Below are 15,705 nucleotides of genomic sequence, written 5' to 3'. Positions count from 1 at the left end.
AACGCTTGCGATCCCCGGATAGGCTCGTCTCATCCACACCACTGCCGCGTGCGAGCGGCCGACCAACGACGGGAGGTTCGTCATGTCTCAATTCGTCCAGAACTTCACATCAGACGCGATTGTCGGAGAACCCGAGGTCGTCGAGGACGGCCGCCCGGTCCGCGAGGTGGCGAACGACCCCGCCTGGCTGCGCCTCAAGGACGCGGCCGTCGCACTCCAGGCACTGCAGGCGAAGGACGGCTCGGTCGAGAACGAGTCCGATCGTCCCGCCGCAGCCGACCACGTCCGCACCATCGTCGACTCGATCGCCGCACTCGCACCGGCGTTCCCGCACGACGCTTCCTACCTTGCCGCGCTCCAGCGCGACTTCGGCCGGTGGGCCGACGAGGGCTTCGGGGTTCCCGACTTCCTCGACGCGCTGAACGAGTTCCAGCCGCAGAAGCACCGCATCGACGGGCTGGGCCACCTGGTCGTGTTCCCGATGTACACCCAGAACGGCAGCCCCAACCGCTTGGTCGAGGCGCTGCTCGTCGAGGTCATCTGGCCCGAGTTCGTGGCGGAGCTGGAGGCCGGGGAGTACGGCAACAAGCTGTTCGTCGCCCTGCGCTTCGTCGACTTCACCCCCGGTTACGACACCAACTCGGCGGTGCTGTTCCCCGAGACGGTGGCCATGCGCGAGATCCCGACCTTCACCTGGGGCGCGATCTTCCAGGACCGCGAGGCCGCGCGCTACCGCCGCGTCGTCCGGGCCGCCGCGGAGATCACGAAGCTGGAGCTTCCGTCGGATGCGGCCGCGATGCTGGACGACCAGCACCTCACGGAGGAGACCTTCGTGATGTGGGACATCATCCACGACCGCAGCCACATGCGCGGCGACCTGCCGTTCGACCCGTTCATGATCAAGCAGCGGATGCCGTTCTTCCTCTACTCGCTGGAGGAGTTGCGGTGCGACCTGACGGCGTTCCGCGAGTCGGTGAAGCTCGAGCGCGAGCTGACAGCACTGCCGGACGCTGAGCTGTCGGAGGCGCAGCGCACCATCCGCGACACCGCCCACCTGGTGCAGTACGCCGTGATCTTCGACCGGATCTTCCGGTTCGCGATCACCGGTAGCCGCGTCCGCAACTACGACGGACTCGGCGGCCAGCTGCTGTTCGCGTGGATGCACCAGCACAACGTCCTGCACTGGACGGACACGCAGCTCACCATCGACTGGGAGAACGTGCCGGACGTGGTCATCGCCCTGAGCGACCAGATCAACGACCTGTACTGGCGCTCGATCGACCGGCCGAAGGTGTCCCACTGGCTGGCCGCCTACGAGATGCTCACCCGGACGCTCACGCCGCACCCGGCATCCAACTGGGCGAGAGGACTGTCGGACGAGGTGCTCGCGGGACCGCCCAAGGGCTACACCGACCAGGTGCTGGACGACGAGTTCCCCCTGTCGATGTTCTACGAGGCGCTCAACAAGAAGATGGCCGGCGTCATCGAGTCGACGGCGGGCATCACCGGAACCACCGACACCGCTGACGCATCGGTCGCATGACCGACGCTGCTGAGACCCTCTCGGCGGCGGACCAGGCGGCCCGGACCTCCACGGAGGCCGGGCCGTCCGGCGTCGCCGGCCGTCTCGTCCTGATCGCAGGCGCCACAAGCGCGGCGGGCGAAGCCGTTGCGCGAGCCCTGACGGCTGCCGGCGCAACCGTGGTCGCGGTCGGTACGCGTCTGGAGGCGCTGGACGCGCTGGCGGCCGCAGTCCCGGGCGTCGCCACGCGCGCCTGCGACCTCGCGGACGCCGACGCGGTCGACGCGCTGGCTGCCGATCTGCACGGGTCGCTCGGGCATGTGGATGGCCTCATCCACTTGGTGGGCGGATGGCGCGGTGGCGGCGGGCTCGCCGGGCAGAGCGATGAGGACTGGGAGTTCCTGGAGCGCGGATTCCGCACCCTCCGCAACACGACGCGCGCGTTCTTCGACGACCTCGTCGCCTCCCCCGCCGGACGCCTGGCGATCGTCTCCTCGACCGCCGTCGAGAAGCCGTACCCGGGCGGCGCCAACTACGCGGCGGCGAAGGCGGCGGCCGACGCGTGGGTGCGCGCCGTCGCGAGCGGCTTCGCGAAGCAGGCGCCGCAGTCGGCGGCCACTGTCTTCGTGGTGAAGTCGCTCGCCGGGCTGGAGCCGCGCCTCGCCCACGAGGTCGTCGCCCTGTGGGCGGCGAGCGCCACCGACGTCAACGGCCGCCGCATCCCGCTCGATCCAGCCTCGGCGACAAACACTGAGAGGATGGAGTCGTGACGCTTCAACTCCATGACCTGACCCTGCGCGGCTTCGCCTCCGACAACTACGCGGGAGTGCACCCCGAGATCCTCGACGCCATCGCGGCGGCCAACAACGGCCACCAGATCGCCTACGGGGAGGACGTGTACACGGCGCGACTTCACGAGGTGTTCGCCGAGCACTTCGGCGAGGGCGTGGAGGTCTACCCCGTGTTCAACGGGACGGGCGCGAACGTCGTCGGCCTGCAATCCATGCTGCCGCGGTGGGGTGCCGTCATCTGCGCGAAGACGGCGCACATCAACACGGACGAGGCCGGCGCCCCCGAGAAGGTGGCCGGAATCAAGCTGCTCACGGTGGAGACGCCCGACGGCAAGCTGACCCCCGAGCTCATCGACCGCGAGGCATGGGGGTGGGGCGATGAGCACCGCGCACAGCCGCTGGTCGTCTCGATCACCCAGACGACCGAGCTCGGAACGGCGTACACCGTCGACGAGATCCGCGCGATCGCCGACCACGCCCACAAGCACGGCATGAAGCTGCACATGGACGGCTCGCGCATCTCCAACGCGGCCGCGTCCCTCGGACTCCCGCTCCGGGCGTTCACGACGGACGCGGGCGTCGATGTGCTCAGCTTCGGCGGCACCAAGAACGGCATGCTCTACGGCGAGGCCATCGTGGTGCTCAACCCTCAGTCGTCCGAGGGACTCATCTACCTGCGCAAGCTGAACATGCAGCTCGCGTCGAAGATGCGGTTCATCTCGGCACAGCTCATCGCGCTGCTGACCGACGACCTCTACCTGCGCTCGGCGTCGCACGCCAACGCGATGGCGACCCGGCTGCGGACCGCGCTCGAGGCAGGCATCGCCGACGGCAGCATCCAGGGCGTGGGATTCAGCCAGAAGACGCAGGCGAACGGCGTGTTCGCCACGCTGCCGACGGGCGTCGCGGACCGCCTGCGCGAGCACTTCCGCTTCTACGACTGGGATGCAGCCAACAACGAGGTGCGCTGGATGTGCGCCTTCGACACGACCGAGGACGATATCGACGCCTTCGTGGCCGCCCTGCAGCAGGAACTGAACGCCGCCTGACGGATGACCCTCAAACTGGGGGCAGGCCGGGGTACAAAATTGTCCTCCATTCGACCTACACAACCGCAGTTTTCATGTAGTCTTCAAGAGCGGCGGAGGAACCCGAATAATCCTCCGGCGTAACCCCGAAACGTATGCCGGGCCGTAGGAAGAAACCCTAGTCTTCCTATAGCCCGGCATCGTGGGTTAACGGGAAATCTGCAGCCGCGCTACGCGTCGCCCATCATCAGTCCCTCGATGGTGTGCTTCTGCGTGATCGGCGTCAGCTCGTCCACGACCGGGCAGACCAGGTGCCGGCGCACCCGCTCGGGCAGCGACTCGTAGAACTCGTGCGTCACCGCCATGTCGTGGTGCTCCGCGTTCCCGGCGCCGGGTGCATCCACCCCCAGCACCAGCACGGGCCGCGAGACCTCCGAGGTGTTCTTGGTGCCATGGTGCAGCGTGAGCGCCGAACGGGCGGAGATATCGCCGCGCATCGGATACTTGCGGACAGCCCGCTCGATGTACCGCGGATAGAGGTCGGCGACCGGGAACATCTCGTGCTCGAATCCCTCGGGCAGATCCCATTGGGTCCCTGGCGCGATCTCGAAGGGACCCATCTCCTCCACGGTGTCGACGGCGGTCAGGTTGAACGCCAGCGACGTGAGACGGCCGGTCTCTTTCGTCTCGTCGGGCATCGGGAAGTCTCGGTGCCACGGCTGGTCTTTGGCTCCGGGACCCGGCACATCGAAGCCGAGTTCGATGATCTGGTAGTCCGGGCCGAGCACCGCCTCGCACACGCCGCGAACCCACGGGTGGTCGACCAGCTCCACCCACCCGCGCATCTGCTCGGGGTGGATCTCGACGTAGTAGCGCTTCGTGCCACGGCCGACCGCTCCGCCTTTCCGCTGCAGCGCATCGTCGAAGGCGATCTCGATGTCCTCCCGGAGCCGATCGGCCCACTCCCTGCTGAAGGCGCCCTTCTTGCCGACGATCCCGTCGGTGTAGAGCGCGGTCACCGCCTGCTGGAGCTCAGGATCGAGACCGGTGGTGTCGGGCTGCGACGGGGTGACGCGGGGAACGTCGTCGTTCATGGGGCTTCCTCTCGGGGCTGGTCGAACTGCAGGGCGCCGAGATGGAGCTGCCGTGCCGTCTGCTCCTGATTCCAGGAGTGGAATGCGATGATGTCGCTGCCGTCCGGAGCCACCGTTAGCGAGTTGTGCCCGGGACCGTGCAGGTCGTCGCCGCTGCGGAGCAGGGCGGGCTGGTCGACGTGCGACCACGGACCGAGTGGATGCTCGGCGACGGCCACCCCGACCGCATAGCCCGGCCCCGTCCACGCGCCACCGGAGTAGGTGAGCCAGTAGCGGTCGTCGCGGCGCACCACCGCGGGACCTTCGAGCGTGTGCCAATCGAAGCGGCGGCCGTGGATGAGGCGGTCGCGCTCGTAGAGCTGCCAGTCGGCGTTCGGCGCGAGGGCTGGGAGGACGGGGCCGGCGAGGGACGTCATGCCGGCATCGAGCGGAGCGACGGCCAGATGGGTTCCGGGTCGCTCGTGGTCGAGCACATCGTGCGCGAAGAAGACGTACCAGCGGCCGTCGACGTCGCGGAACGGATGCGCGTCGATCGCGAAGACCTCGTCCGGCGTGAGGTCCACGCCGACATCGCGGAACGGCCCGGTCGGGGACTCCGCGCGCGCGACCCGCAGGTGGTGCCCGTCGATTCCGCGCCCGACCGAGTAGAACATCCAGAACACTCCACCGGCTTCCGCCACCTCGGGCGCCCAGTAGTCGGCTCCGAAGCTGTCGGGAAGGCGGTCCAGCACCGCACCGGCGCTGTGCCACTCCCCCAGGTCCGGCGAGACCAGCGCTTCGAACACACGGCTCCCGTCGCTGTCCGGGTGGGTGCCGTAGGCCACGTACCCGCCGTCGGCGAGGCGCAGCACGAAGGGGTCGGCGAAGTAGCCGTCCCAGACCGGGCCCCAGTGCCCGGTCACGTGCAGGGCGGCTCGGGTCATCGCGACAGCTCCGGCAGTCCGTCGCGCCAGGTCACCGGCACGGCGTGCATCCCGCGGTAGGCGAAGGCCTCATCCCAGGAGTGGAATAGCATCCAGTCCTTGTCCTGGAAGGTGACCAGATCCTCTCCCCCGGGGCCGAGATAGCGACCCTTGGATGCGGGAGTCGAGAGCAGCGGCTTCTTCGCCTTCGTGTACGGGCCCAGCAAGCTCGAGGCGGTGGCGACTCCCGTCACGTACGACGAATTGCCGTAGTCGTTCGCCGAGTAGAGGAGCACGTACTCGTCGTCGTGCCGGACGATGACGGGTGCCTCCACCAGCGTGCCCTCCCACGACTCGGTCTGCTTGATGAGCCGAGTGGGTTCTCCCGTGAGCGAGGCGCCGTCCGCCGCCAGCGGCTGGGCGGAGATCCACGTGTCGTAGCCGCAGCAGTTGCCGTCGTTCTTCCAGACGAGGTAGCGCTGGCCGTCGGCTCCCGCGGTGACGCTGGCGTCGATCGCACCGCCTTCATCGACGGGACAGACCAACGGCTTGTCCGCAGTCGAGCTGAACGGCCCCTCCGGCTTGTCGGCGAAGGCGACGCCGATGCACTGGTACCTGCTGGCGGCATCCGACGCCGTGAAGTACAGGGCGAAACGTCCATCCGGGAGCTCTGCCGGCCCGGGTGCCCACGTCTTTCCGGGCAGCGCCCAGGACGGCAGGGTCGGAAGGGCGTCCTGGTCGCTCACCTTCCAGGTCTTCATGTCGCTGCTGGTCGCCACCTGCACATTCACGGCCGGGGTGTTCGTCGCGTAGGCGTAGACCGTGTCCCCGACCACGAGCGCGCCCGGGTCCGGGAAGTCGCTGTCGATCTGGAACGGCGCGATGGAGGGCGAAGGAGTGTCGCTCGGGGACGACGACGCCGAGCAGCCCACGAGACCGGCCGCGAGCGCGAGCGCAGCGGCGGCCGCAGGAGCCGCCCGGCGGAACGTCATCCCTTGACCCCGCTGGTGGCGACGCTCTCCACGATCTGCTTCTGCGCGAAGAAGAAGAGGATGAGCACCGGCACCGACGCGATCACCGCGCCCGCCATGACGATGGCGTAGTGCGTCGAGTACGCACCCTGCAGCTGCGACAGACCCGGCTGAAGCGTCAGGTTCTCGGGACTCAGCAGCACATACACCGGCCACAGGAAGTCGTTCCAGTTCGCCAGGAAGCTCAGCACGGCGAGCGTCGCCAGGGCCGGGCGGGCGAGCGGGAGCACGATCTGCAGGAAGATCCGGAAGTCGCCCGCGCCGTCGATCCTCGCCGCCTCCTCGATCTCCGCCGGCAGCCCGACGAAGAACTGACGGAGGAAGAACACGCCGAACGCGCTTGCCGCGCCGGGGATGGTGATCGCCCAGAGCGTGTCGAGCCAGCCGAGGTTCTGCACGATCAGGTAGTTCGGGATCAGGAAGATGACCGGTGGCACCAGCAGCGTGGAGATGATCAGCCCGAAGACGATCCGCTTGCCCCAGAACTCGAGGCGGGCGAGTGCGTAGGCGGCCATGGAGGCGGTGACCAGGATGAGCACCGTCTGCAGCGCCGCCGCCGCGAGGCTGTTGAGGAACCAGCGGAACACCGGCTGCTGCCCGCTCGCCAGGGTCTGGTAAGCCTCGGTCGAGAACGGGTTGGGGAACGCCGAATACGGGTTGCGGATGGCGTCGCCGTCGGTCTTGAACGACGTGAGGAGGATCCACGCCAGCGGCAGGATGACGGCAAGTGCCAGCACGATCAGCACGGCGTAGAGCAGGGTCTTGCGGGCCGCCGCCTTCGGGGTCTGCTTGCGCCGGGTCCGGATGGCCTTGGTCGCCGCGGTCTTCTCGGGGGCGGTCGTGGTCGTCGTCGTCATGAGGCGCTCTTCTCTGCGCGCTCCCGCTGGAGGCGGAAGTTGATGATGCTGATGACCGCGAGGAAGGCGAAGAGCACGTAGCTCATCGCTGCCGCCGCCGCCAGGTTGTTCTGCGAGAGTCCCTGGTCGGCGATGTACATGATCGCCGTGCGGGTCGTGTTGCCCGGGCCGCCCTTGGTGATGAGGAAGGCCTGGCCGAACATGTTGGCGCTCGCGAGGATGGTGATCGTGATGACGAAGGTCATCACCTGGCGCAGACCCGGCAGCGTCACGTTGGTGAACTGGCGCCAGGCACCGGCGCCGTCGAGCGCGGCCGCCTCGTAGAGGTCGGGGCTGATGCCCTTGAGGCCGGCCAGGATGATCACGGTGTTGAAGCCCATGGTCCACCAGACGGTGACCCCGGCCAGAGTGACCCACACCCAGGGAACGTCGACGGTCCAGGGCAGGTTGTCGGGCAGCCCGATCATGCCGAGCAGGTGGTTGATGATGCCGGCCTGGGTGTCGAGAAGGTACTTCCAGATCACGCTGATGACGGCGACGCCGAGCACGTACGGCGCGAAGAAGACACCGCGGAAGAACGCTCCTGCGCGGATCCGCTGGTTCAGGAGGACAGCGACCAGCAGCGGGATGAGCAGGAGGAAGGGCACGCTCGCGAGCGTGAAGATCCCGGTCGCGGCCATCGACTGCCAGAAGTCGCTGGAGGTGGCGCTGCCGGGCGTGAAGAGGTCGATGTAGTTCTGCAGCCCGATGAACTTCTGGGTCGCGCGGAACGGGCTCCAGTTCGTGAGGCTGATCCACAGTCCGAAAACGGCGGGCGCCAGCACGAAGACGATGAAGAGCACCAGGAACGGCGCGAGGAACAGGTAGGCCACGCCGGTCCGGCGCGGGGCGCCCGGCCGGCGGCCGGTTCCCCGGCCGGAACGGGATGGGCGTGGCGCCCCGGTCTCCCGGGGCGCCACGATCGAGGTGCTATCAGTCACTGTACTTAGCCTTGTTCTGCTTCAGCAGAGTGTCAGCCTTCGCGGCTGCGTCGTCCAACGCCTGCTTCGGGTCCTTCTTTCCGGTGATCGCCTCGTTCACGGCGACGGTGATGGTCGCCTCGACCGTGGTGATGCCCGGAGCGATCGGCTCGTAGTGCGCGTACGGCAGCTCGTCGAGGAACGGCTTCAGGTGCGGGTAGTTCTGCACCAGCGCCGGGTCGTCGCGGACCGAGTTCTTGGCGGGGAGCTCACCGGTCTGGGGCCAGTCCGCCGAGTTGTCGTTCATCCACTTCACGAACGTCGCGGCAGCGGACGTCTTGTTCTTGTCCTGCCCCTTGTTGTTCATGAACATCCAGTGGGTGGAGCTGGACCAGACGGCCTTCTGGTCGCCGATCTGCGGAACGGCGGTCGCCTGCCACTGCAGCTTGTCGAACGCGGTGTTCGTGGTCTGCCAGACGCCGTTCCAGTTGAACGCGGTCTTGCCGGCGATGAGGGCGTTGATGTTGCCGTCCTGCGCCACGTCGGCCGGGCTGTAGCCGTTCTTGATCAGGTCGGTCATCCAGGTCAGCGCCTTGACGCCCGCGTCGGAGTTGAAGGTCGCCTTCGAGACGTCCTTGTTGAACAGGTCGCCGCCGTACTGCCAGAGAAGGCTCTCGAACTCGAACGTTCCGGTGAAGACGTAACCGTCGACCCACTCGCCCTGGACTCCGGCCGCCTTCAGCTTGTCGAGCGCCGCGAGGTAGGACGTCTTGTCCGTCGGGATGGAGTTCGGGTCGAGGCCCGCCGACTTCATCACGTCCTTGTTGACGTACAGGCCGAGCGGCGTGATGCTCCACGGCACCGCGTACTGGCTGCCGTTGTACTTGCCGGCGTCGAGCAGCCCCTCCGGGAAGTCGCTGGCCTTGTAGCCGAGGGACTTCACGATGCTGTCCGCCTTGAGCACGAGACCCTGGGCCGCGTAGGTGGCGATGTCGTCTCCGTGGCCGACCGCCACGTCAGGACCCTTGCCCGCCTTGACGGCGAGCGGCATCTTGCGTGCGATGTCCGCCCACTCCATCGGGACGTCCTTGACGACGATGTTCTTGTGCGAGGCGTTGAACTTGTCGATCAGCTTCGGGACGAGAACAGGGGCCGCGCCGCCCGTCCAGCCGTTCCAGAAGCTGATGGTGACCTTCGGTCCGGTGTAGTTGGCGGAGGAGACGTCCCCACCCCCCGATCCGGAGCTTCCGCAGGCCGTCAGCGCGAGCCCGAGGCCCGCGGTGACCGCCACTGCGATCGCGCGTGCGGCGAATCGCTTCTTCATCTGTTCTCTCCCTTGAGTGAGCCGTTCACGCGACGTCTTTCGCTGCTCGCACGCATGACCGGTGGTGCTGGTGCCGGAACACTTGGCATGTTCGGCGAATTTACAGCGCTGAACAGCCGCTGTCAACCCGGTGCGGACGCCGCTGACGGTGCGTTGTAGAGTGACCCCGGCGGGAAACCGCATCAGGACGCGAGAGGATGCGCGATGGCGGTCAGGCTTCAGGACGTTGCGGAGCACGCGGGCGTCTCCATGAAGACCGTCTCCAACGTCGTCCGCAACTACGCCCACGTCAGCCCGCAGATGCGCGAGAAGGTCCAGCGCGCGATCGACGAGCTGGGCTACCGGCCTAACGTGATGGGCCGTCGTCTGGCGACCGGCCGGACGGGACTGCTCGCGCTGGCATTCGCCGACGTGACGCTGCCGTACTTCGCCGAGCTGGCCCGCGTGGTCACCGACGAAGCCGAACGCCGTGGCTACCGGGTGCTCCTGGAGCAGACGGAGGGGACGCTCGAGGGCGAGCGCGCCGTCATCTCGGCCGGCGAGTCGGGCCTGGTCGACGGCATGATCTTCCAGCCGAGCGTGATGAACTCCGCCGAGCTCGCGCAGACGCGGACCGACATCCCGCTCGTGGTCCTGGGCGAGAACGCGGCGCCGCTCACGGTCGACCGGATCATGATCGACAACATCGACGCGGCCCGGGTGGCCACGGAGCACCTGATCGCGCAGGGCCGTCGGCGCATCGCCTTCGCCGGCCACGAGAGCTCGCGGCCGACCCGCACGTCGAAGCTCCGCATCACCGGGTACCAGCAGGCGCTCGAGGATGCGGGGCTCACTCCGGATCCGGAGCTCCTGATCCCGAGCGTCGCCGTCTCGGCGGGCAACGCCGTCCGAGCGGTGGGGGCAGCGCTCGACGCCGGCCTCCGTTTCGACGGTCTGGTGTGCCGCGACGACCTCGCGGCCATCGGTGCGCTGCGCGCCCTCCAGGAGCGCGGTCTGCACGTGCCGGACGATGTTGCCGTGACGGGATGGGACAACACGCCGATGACGGCGGTCACCTACCCGTCGCTCACCTCGATCGCTCCCGACATGCGCGGGCTGGCGTCGCGCGCGGTCGAGATGCTGCTCGAGCGGGTGGGAGGCTTCGACGGCATGGGCCGCCACGAGCTGGCGCCTTTCTCGCTCGTCACGCGGGAGAGCGCGCCCGCCGCATCCTGAGCCCGACGAGTTCGGCTTTACAGCGCTGCATGGATCGTGCATGCTAATGGGATGCTCACCGAGGAACGCCGCGTCGAAGCGGCAACCGCACAGGACGGCCGCTACCCGCGGCCGCAGCTCGTCCGGGCCGGCTGGCTCGACCTGTCCGGGCCGTGGACGTTCGCGTTCGACGACGAGGACCGCGGACGCCGGGAGCACTGGGAGTCGTCCGGGTCCTTGCCCGGGGTCATCCAGGTCCCGTATCCCTTCGAGTCGGCCGCATCGGGCGTCGGCGACACCGGCTTCCACCCCGTCGTCTGGTACCAGCGCACCGTACTGCGCGACGAGGTCCCGGCGGGCGAGCGCCTCCTCCTGAACCTCGGCGCCGTCGACCACGCCTGCGAGGTGTGGGTGGACGGCCGTTCGGCCGGCAGCCACGAGGGTGGCTCCACTCCGTTCACGCTCGACATCACCGACCTGATCGGCGACGGCGACTTCTCCATCACCGTCCGGGCCGACGACGATCCGGCCGATGTCGCGCAGCCGCGCGGCAAACAGGATTGGCGGCACAACCCGCACTCCATCTGGTATCACCGCACCACGGGCATCTGGCAGCCGGTGTGGCTGGAGGCGGCCTCGGACGTCCGCGTCGAGCAGGTGCACTGGGTCACCGATGTTCCCGCCGGCGAGGTCACCGCGCAGCTGCGCCTGAGCCGTCCCGCCCCCGCGGGAACGACGATCCGGATCGAGGTCGCTCTCGGCTCCGAGACGCTGGCCACCGTCGAGACGAGTGCCGCAGGGCGCGAGATCGTGGTGCCCTTCCGCATCCCGCGCCAGAGCAACGGACAGGCGTACGAGGAACTGCTGTGGTCGCCGGCCCACCCGACGCTCCTGGACGCGTCGGTGCGTTTGCAGGTGCCGAACGCTCCAGGGGATCTCGTGTCGTCGTACTTCGGGCTGCGCTCGGCGGCCGTCGAGGGCGGCCGGTTCCTGCTGAACGACCGGCCGCTGTACATCCGGTCCGTCCTCAATCAGGGATATTGGCCCGAGTCGCACTCCGCCGCGCCGGGCGCCGACGCCCTGCGCGCGGAGGCCCAGCTCATCCTCGACCTCGGCTTCAACGCCACGCGACTGCACCAGAAGTACGAGGACCCGCGCTTCCTGTTCTGGGCCGACCGGCTCGGCCTGCTCGTGTGGGGCGAGGCCCCCGCCGCGTACGCCTTCACGCCGGAGGCCGTGCGACGCAGCATCGCCGAATGGTCCGCCATCCTCGACCGCGACCGATCGCATCCGTCGATCGTCACCTGGGTGCCGCTCAACGAGAGCTGGGGCGTCCAGCACATCGCGCACGACGACCGGATGGTGTCGTACGCCAAGACGCTCGTGCACCTGACGAAGACGGTCGACCCGTCACGTCCGGTCATCTCGAACGACGGGTGGGAGCACGCCGCCTCCGACATCCTGTCGATCCACGACTACGACCACGACCCCGGCCGGATCGCCGAGCGCTACGCGACCCGTGAGGGCATCCTCGGTGCGGAGTTCACGTTCCCGGGACGGCGCCTCATCGTCGACGCCGAGCAGCGGACGGATGCTCCCATCATGCTGACCGAGTTCGGCGGCGTCTCGTACACCGAGAACGGGCCAGAGGACGCCTGGGGCTACTCCACCGCGACGAGCTCGGACGACCTGGTGGATCGCCTCCGCGCCCTGGTGCGCGCGGTCCGGGAGTCGGCCCCCCTGGCGGGCTACTGCTACACACAGCTCGCCGACACTGGGCAGGAGACCAACGGTCTCGTGTTCGAGGACCGCCGGCCGAAGGCGCCGATCGAGGAGCTGCGGGCGATCTTCGGGGAGTGAGCGGGCGGGTGGGCGACCGCCGCTGTCGGCTCTGACGCAGACGGCGTACCGTACCCGCCATGACCGACACCCGAACCGGCACCGGCACCGCGGATACGCCACTGACAGGCAAGGCGGAAAGCCTCAGCGCCAAGACCGTTGCGCACGTCATCCACTACCGCCGGAAGACCTACGTCACCCGCCCCGCCGAGGGGTACGCGCTCCTGAAACGTGTCCGGACACTGCTGCGGGACGGGACCACCGACCTCGTGCCCCTCGTCCACCGCGACGGCTTCGTCTGGCTGGCGGTGGGCCCGAGCATCCCGATCGCGATCGACGAGGTCGAGACGGATGCCGGCCACAGCGAGCAGCACACCCTGAAGCGTCTCGGGCTCGACTGACCGCGACGGACGCCGGCGGGCAGCGGCCAGCGTGCCGGCGGGCCGGCTTCCGTCGGAGAATCGGCTCGAAATCTCCGACGGACCGCGGCAGGTCGGAGAATCCGACGATAGGTCGTTCGAGTCTCCGACGGGAGCGGCCGGATCTCCGACCGAACGCGACGGACGCGAGCCGACGAGACCCGGACCGGAAGCGATCCGCGCGGGAGGCATTGGGGGTCGAAGGGTGCGCCTCCCGCGCGGACCGGGCTCAGGCTCCCGCGGTGGGCACCAGCTCGCGTGCGGGCGCTTCGTCCTTGGACACGGACGGCACCGCGGGGGTGGGCTTGGCCGGTTTCGCCTTCGCGACGACCGGCGCCGACCTGTCCGGCGCCGCAGCCGTCGCAGAAGCGGCGGGCGCCAGCTCCGGCATCGCGGGGAAGGTCGGGATCGGCGCCGTCTCGGCGGGACCGGCCGTGTTGGCGAACTCCTTGAGCCACGGCAGGAGCTCCGGTCCCAGATCCTCGCGCGCGACGGCCATCTGCACGATCGCCTTCAGGTAGTCGAGCCGGTCGCCGGTGTCGTAGCGGCGTCCACGGAAGATGACGCCGTGCACGCCTCCTGTCCACGCAGGAGCCGTAGCCAGCCCCTGCAGAGCATCGGTCAGCTGGATCTCGCCGCCCTTGCCCGGTTCGGTCTTCTCGAGGATGTCGAAGATCTCCGGCCGGAGCACGTAGCGTCCGATGACGGCGTAGTTCGACGGGGCGTTCTCGCGGCTGGGCTTCTCGACCAGTCCCGTGATCCGCACCACATCGTCGTCGTCGGTCTCGACGACCGCGGCTGCGCCGTACAGGTGGATGGACTCCGGCGGCACCTCCATGAGGGCGACGACCGTCGTGTTCAGCGCCTGCTGCACCTCCAGCATCCGGCTGAGGAGCGGGTCGCGCGCGTCGATGATGTCGTCGCCGAGCAGCACCGCGAACGGCTCGTGCCCGATGTGCATCTTGGCGCGGAGGACCGCGTGGCCGAGGCCCTTCGGGTCACCCTGCCGCACGTAGTGCATGTCGGCGAGCGACGTCGAGTAGCTGACCTTGCGCAGGCGATCCAGGTCGCCCTTCTTGGTGAGCGCGTCCTCCAGCTCGGCGTTGCGGTCGAAGTGGTTCTCGAGCGCATTCTTGTTGCGGCCGGTGATCAGCAGGACGTCGTTGAGTCCCGAGGTCACGGCCTCCTCGACGACGTACTGGATGGCCGGCTTGTCGACCACGGGCAGCATCTCTTTGGGCATCGCCTTGGTGGCGGGCAGGAAGCGGGTGCCGAGTCCCGCCGCGGGGATCACGGCCTTCGTCACGTAACTGGTCATGATGGTTCTCTCCTGGGATCGTCGTATCAGCGGACGGGCGCGAGCGCGGCGAGGTCGTCGGCCAGAGGGGCGACCTCGGGCACGGTGCCCATGGCGAAGACGCTCCACCCGGCGCGGTTCCAGGCCGGTCCGTCGAGACAGTTCCGGCCGTCGATGACGGTCCGGCTGCGGACGATCGCCCCGAGCGCTGCCGGGTCGGCGGTGGTGAACTCGTCCCACTCGGTGAGCACGACCGTCAGGTCGGCGCCGGTGAGCGCCTCCTCCATCGAGTCCGCGTAGCCGAGGGTGGGATAGAGCCGCTGGGCGGTCTCGCGGGCCTGCGGGTCGTAGACCACGACCTGGGCGCCCCGGAGGTGCAGGGCTGCCGCGACGTTGAGCGCGGGCGAGTCGCGGACGTCGTCCGTGTGCGGCTTGAAGGCCGCGCCGAGCACGCCGATCCGGCGGTTGAGCACCGAGCCGCCCAGCGCCTTCAGCGCCAGGTCGATGACCCGCTGGCGGCGGCCCATGTTGATCTCGTCCACCTGCTGCAGCAGACCGACCGCGCCGTGCGCGCCCAGCTCGTTCGAGCGGTACATGAGGGCACGGATGTCCTTCGGGAGGCAGCCGCCGCCGAAGCCGAGGCCGGCGTTGAGGAACTGGCGCCCGATCCGCTTGTCGTGTCCGAGCGCGTCCGCGAGGAGTGTGACGTCGGCTCCTGCGGCGTCGCACACCTCGGCGATCGCGTTGATGAACGAGATCTTGGTCGCCAGGAATGCGTTGGCACTCACCTTGACCAGCTCGGCCGTCGGCAGGTCGGCCACGAGGACCGGGCACCCCTCGGCGATCGGCTTCTCGTAGATGCGGCGCAGGGTGGCCTCCGCCTTGGCCGACGTGCCGCCGAAGACGAGCCGGTCGGGCGAAAGTGTGTCGTCGACGGCCTTGCCCTCGCGCAGGAACTCGGGGTTCCAGACGAGTTCGACGTCGATTCCCGCGGGCACGGCGTCCGCGATGATGGCGCGCAGCCGGGCTCCCGTGCCGACCGGGACGGTCGACTTGCCCACGATCAGGCCGTCGTGGGTGAGGTTCTCGGCGACACCGCGGGCCGCTGCCTCCACGTAGGAGAGGTTGGCCGCGAACGAGCCGGACTGCTGGGGCGTGCCGACGCAGATGAAGTGGACATCGGAGACGGCGACGGCCTCGGCGAGGTCGGTGGTGAACGTCAGCCGGCCGGCTGCGACGTTCCGGCGGATGAGCTCCGGCAGGCCAGGCTCGAAGAAGGGCGCGCGTCCCTCCTTCAGCTCCTCCACCTTGCGCGGGTCGGTGTCGACGCCGACGACGTCGAAGCCGAGTTCGGCCATCGCGGCGGCGTGCGTGGCACCGAGGTAACCGGTGCCGATGACGCTGATCCGCGGGGCGGGCTGGTCCTTGATCTTCTTCGGAGCGGTCAT

Annotated in this window: 14 protein-coding genes; 6 read left to right on the top strand and 8 right to left on the bottom strand. The window is 68.7% G+C overall.

Translation table 11 applies throughout. The features are described 5' to 3' along the window. Positions 1–82: 82 nt before the first annotated feature. From P3F85_RS00625 to P3F85_RS00615, 3 genes are read left to right on the top strand one after another with little or no spacing between them, the layout of a single operon-like run. Positions 83–1,543: a DUF6421 family protein gene (locus tag P3F85_RS00625; protein ID WP_374009334.1), complete on the top strand. Its 1,461-nt coding sequence runs from the start codon at positions 83–85 to the stop codon at positions 1,541–1,543. Beyond that, positions 1,540–2,292, top strand: coding sequence for an SDR family NAD(P)-dependent oxidoreductase (locus P3F85_RS00620; protein ID WP_374009333.1), 753 nt, complete (start codon positions 1,540–1,542; stop codon positions 2,290–2,292). Before P3F85_RS00625 ends, P3F85_RS00620 begins: the two co-directional genes overlap by 4 nt. Then, complete coding sequence (locus tag P3F85_RS00615; protein ID WP_374009332.1) at positions 2,289–3,362, top strand: low specificity L-threonine aldolase; 1,074 nt, start codon at positions 2,289–2,291, stop codon at positions 3,360–3,362. Before P3F85_RS00620 ends, P3F85_RS00615 begins: the two co-directional genes overlap by 4 nt. 209 nt (positions 3,363–3,571) lie before the next feature. On the opposite strand, the gene P3F85_RS00610 is transcribed toward P3F85_RS00615, so the two are convergent. The 6 genes from P3F85_RS00610 to P3F85_RS00585 are packed head-to-tail and all read right to left on the bottom strand — an operon-like array spanning position 3,572 to position 9,508. Continuing rightward, on the bottom strand, positions 3,572–4,435 hold the full coding sequence (locus P3F85_RS00610) for a phytanoyl-CoA dioxygenase family protein (protein ID WP_374009331.1): 864 nt from the start codon (positions 4,433–4,435) through the stop codon (positions 3,572–3,574). Then, entirely contained in the window at positions 4,432–5,358 is a 927-nt protein-coding gene (locus P3F85_RS00605) for a glycoside hydrolase family 43 protein (protein WP_374009330.1), read from the bottom strand. Before P3F85_RS00605 ends, P3F85_RS00610 begins: the two co-directional genes overlap by 4 nt. Then, positions 5,355–6,329 carry a glycoside hydrolase family 43 protein gene (locus P3F85_RS00600; RefSeq protein ID WP_374009329.1) on the bottom strand — a complete coding sequence of 325 codons (975 nt, stop codon included), beginning with the start codon at positions 6,327–6,329 and terminating at the stop codon, positions 5,355–5,357. The genes P3F85_RS00605 and P3F85_RS00600 overlap by 4 nt, the downstream gene beginning before the upstream one ends. Beyond that, positions 6,326–7,225, bottom strand: a complete 900-nt coding sequence (locus tag P3F85_RS00595) for a carbohydrate ABC transporter permease (protein WP_374009328.1) — start codon at positions 7,223–7,225, stop codon at positions 6,326–6,328. Before P3F85_RS00595 ends, P3F85_RS00600 begins: the two co-directional genes overlap by 4 nt. Then, positions 7,222–8,205: a carbohydrate ABC transporter permease gene (locus P3F85_RS00590; protein ID WP_374009327.1), complete on the bottom strand. Its 984-nt coding sequence runs from the start codon at positions 8,203–8,205 to the stop codon at positions 7,222–7,224. Before P3F85_RS00590 ends, P3F85_RS00595 begins: the two co-directional genes overlap by 4 nt. Continuing rightward, positions 8,198–9,508: an ABC transporter substrate-binding protein gene (locus tag P3F85_RS00585; RefSeq protein ID WP_374009326.1), complete on the bottom strand. Its 1,311-nt coding sequence runs from the start codon at positions 9,506–9,508 to the stop codon at positions 8,198–8,200. The genes P3F85_RS00590 and P3F85_RS00585 overlap by 8 nt, the downstream gene beginning before the upstream one ends. Positions 9,509–9,712: 204 nt before the next feature. Here P3F85_RS00585 and P3F85_RS00580 point away from each other — a divergent pair, with 204 nt between their 5' ends. Genes P3F85_RS00580 through P3F85_RS00570 form a run of 3 tightly spaced genes read left to right on the top strand, consistent with a single transcriptional unit; the run spans position 9,713 to position 12,942 of the window. Then, entirely contained in the window at positions 9,713–10,723 is a 1,011-nt protein-coding gene (locus tag P3F85_RS00580; RefSeq protein WP_374009325.1) for a LacI family DNA-binding transcriptional regulator, read from the top strand. Positions 10,724–10,774: 51 nt separating this feature from the next. Next, positions 10,775–12,562, top strand: coding sequence for a glycoside hydrolase family 2 protein (locus tag P3F85_RS00575; RefSeq protein ID WP_374009324.1), 1,788 nt, complete (start codon positions 10,775–10,777; stop codon positions 12,560–12,562). 59 nt (positions 12,563–12,621) lie between these two features. Then, a complete protein-coding gene (locus P3F85_RS00570; protein WP_374009323.1) occupies positions 12,622–12,942 on the top strand; it encodes a hypothetical protein in 321 nt (106 codons plus the stop codon). 247 nt (positions 12,943–13,189) lie between these two features. Here the strand turns inward: P3F85_RS00570 and galU are convergent, their stop codons facing one another. Together galU and P3F85_RS00560 are read right to left on the bottom strand one after the other, a co-directional pair. Then, the gene (galU, locus tag P3F85_RS00565; protein WP_374009322.1) at positions 13,190–14,278 is read right to left on the bottom strand and encodes a UTP--glucose-1-phosphate uridylyltransferase GalU; all 1,089 of its coding nucleotides are present in this window, start codon (positions 14,276–14,278) and stop codon (positions 13,190–13,192) included. A 26-nt stretch (positions 14,279–14,304) separates the two neighbouring features. Next, positions 14,305–15,705, bottom strand: a complete 1,401-nt coding sequence (locus P3F85_RS00560; protein WP_374009321.1) for a UDP-glucose/GDP-mannose dehydrogenase family protein — start codon at positions 15,703–15,705, stop codon at positions 14,305–14,307.

Origin of the sequence: Leifsonia sp. T36S-04 (genome assembly GCF_042465655.1) — a bacterium.
Taxonomy (GTDB): Bacteria; Actinomycetota; Actinomycetes; order Actinomycetales; family Microbacteriaceae; genus Leifsonia.
Note: the sequence above shows the minus strand (reverse complement) of the source record. Positions and strands in the feature narration are given on the sequence as shown.

Bases quoted from the DNA above. Each gene is read 5' to 3' on its own strand.
- P3F85_RS00605 (WP_374009330.1), bottom strand. From the start codon at position 5,358: ATGACCCGAGCCGCCCTGCACGTGACCGGGCACTGGGGCCCGGTCTGG.
- P3F85_RS00570 (WP_374009323.1), top strand. From the start codon at position 12,622: ATGACCGACACCCGAACCGGCACCGGCACCGCGGATACGCCACTGACA.
- galU (WP_374009322.1), bottom strand. From the start codon at position 14,278: ATGACCAGTTACGTGACGAAGGCCGTGATCCCCGCGGCGGGACTCGGC.
- P3F85_RS00610 (WP_374009331.1), bottom strand. From the start codon at position 4,435: ATGAACGACGACGTTCCCCGCGTCACCCCGTCGCAGCCCGACACCACC.
- P3F85_RS00625 (WP_374009334.1), top strand. From the start codon at position 83: ATGTCTCAATTCGTCCAGAACTTCACATCAGACGCGATTGTCGGAGAA.
- P3F85_RS00595 (WP_374009328.1), bottom strand. From the start codon at position 7,225: ATGACGACGACGACCACGACCGCCCCCGAGAAGACCGCGGCGACCAAG.
- P3F85_RS00560 (WP_374009321.1), bottom strand. From the start codon at position 15,705: ATGACCGCTCCGAAGAAGATCAAGGACCAGCCCGCCCCGCGGATCAGC.
- P3F85_RS00620 (WP_374009333.1), top strand. From the start codon at position 1,540: ATGACCGACGCTGCTGAGACCCTCTCGGCGGCGGACCAGGCGGCCCGG.
- P3F85_RS00575 (WP_374009324.1), top strand. From the start codon at position 10,775: ATGCTCACCGAGGAACGCCGCGTCGAAGCGGCAACCGCACAGGACGGC.
- P3F85_RS00600 (WP_374009329.1), bottom strand. From the start codon at position 6,329: ATGACGTTCCGCCGGGCGGCTCCTGCGGCCGCCGCTGCGCTCGCGCTC.
- P3F85_RS00580 (WP_374009325.1), top strand. From the start codon at position 9,713: ATGGCGGTCAGGCTTCAGGACGTTGCGGAGCACGCGGGCGTCTCCATG.
- P3F85_RS00585 (WP_374009326.1), bottom strand. From the start codon at position 9,508: ATGAAGAAGCGATTCGCCGCACGCGCGATCGCAGTGGCGGTCACCGCG.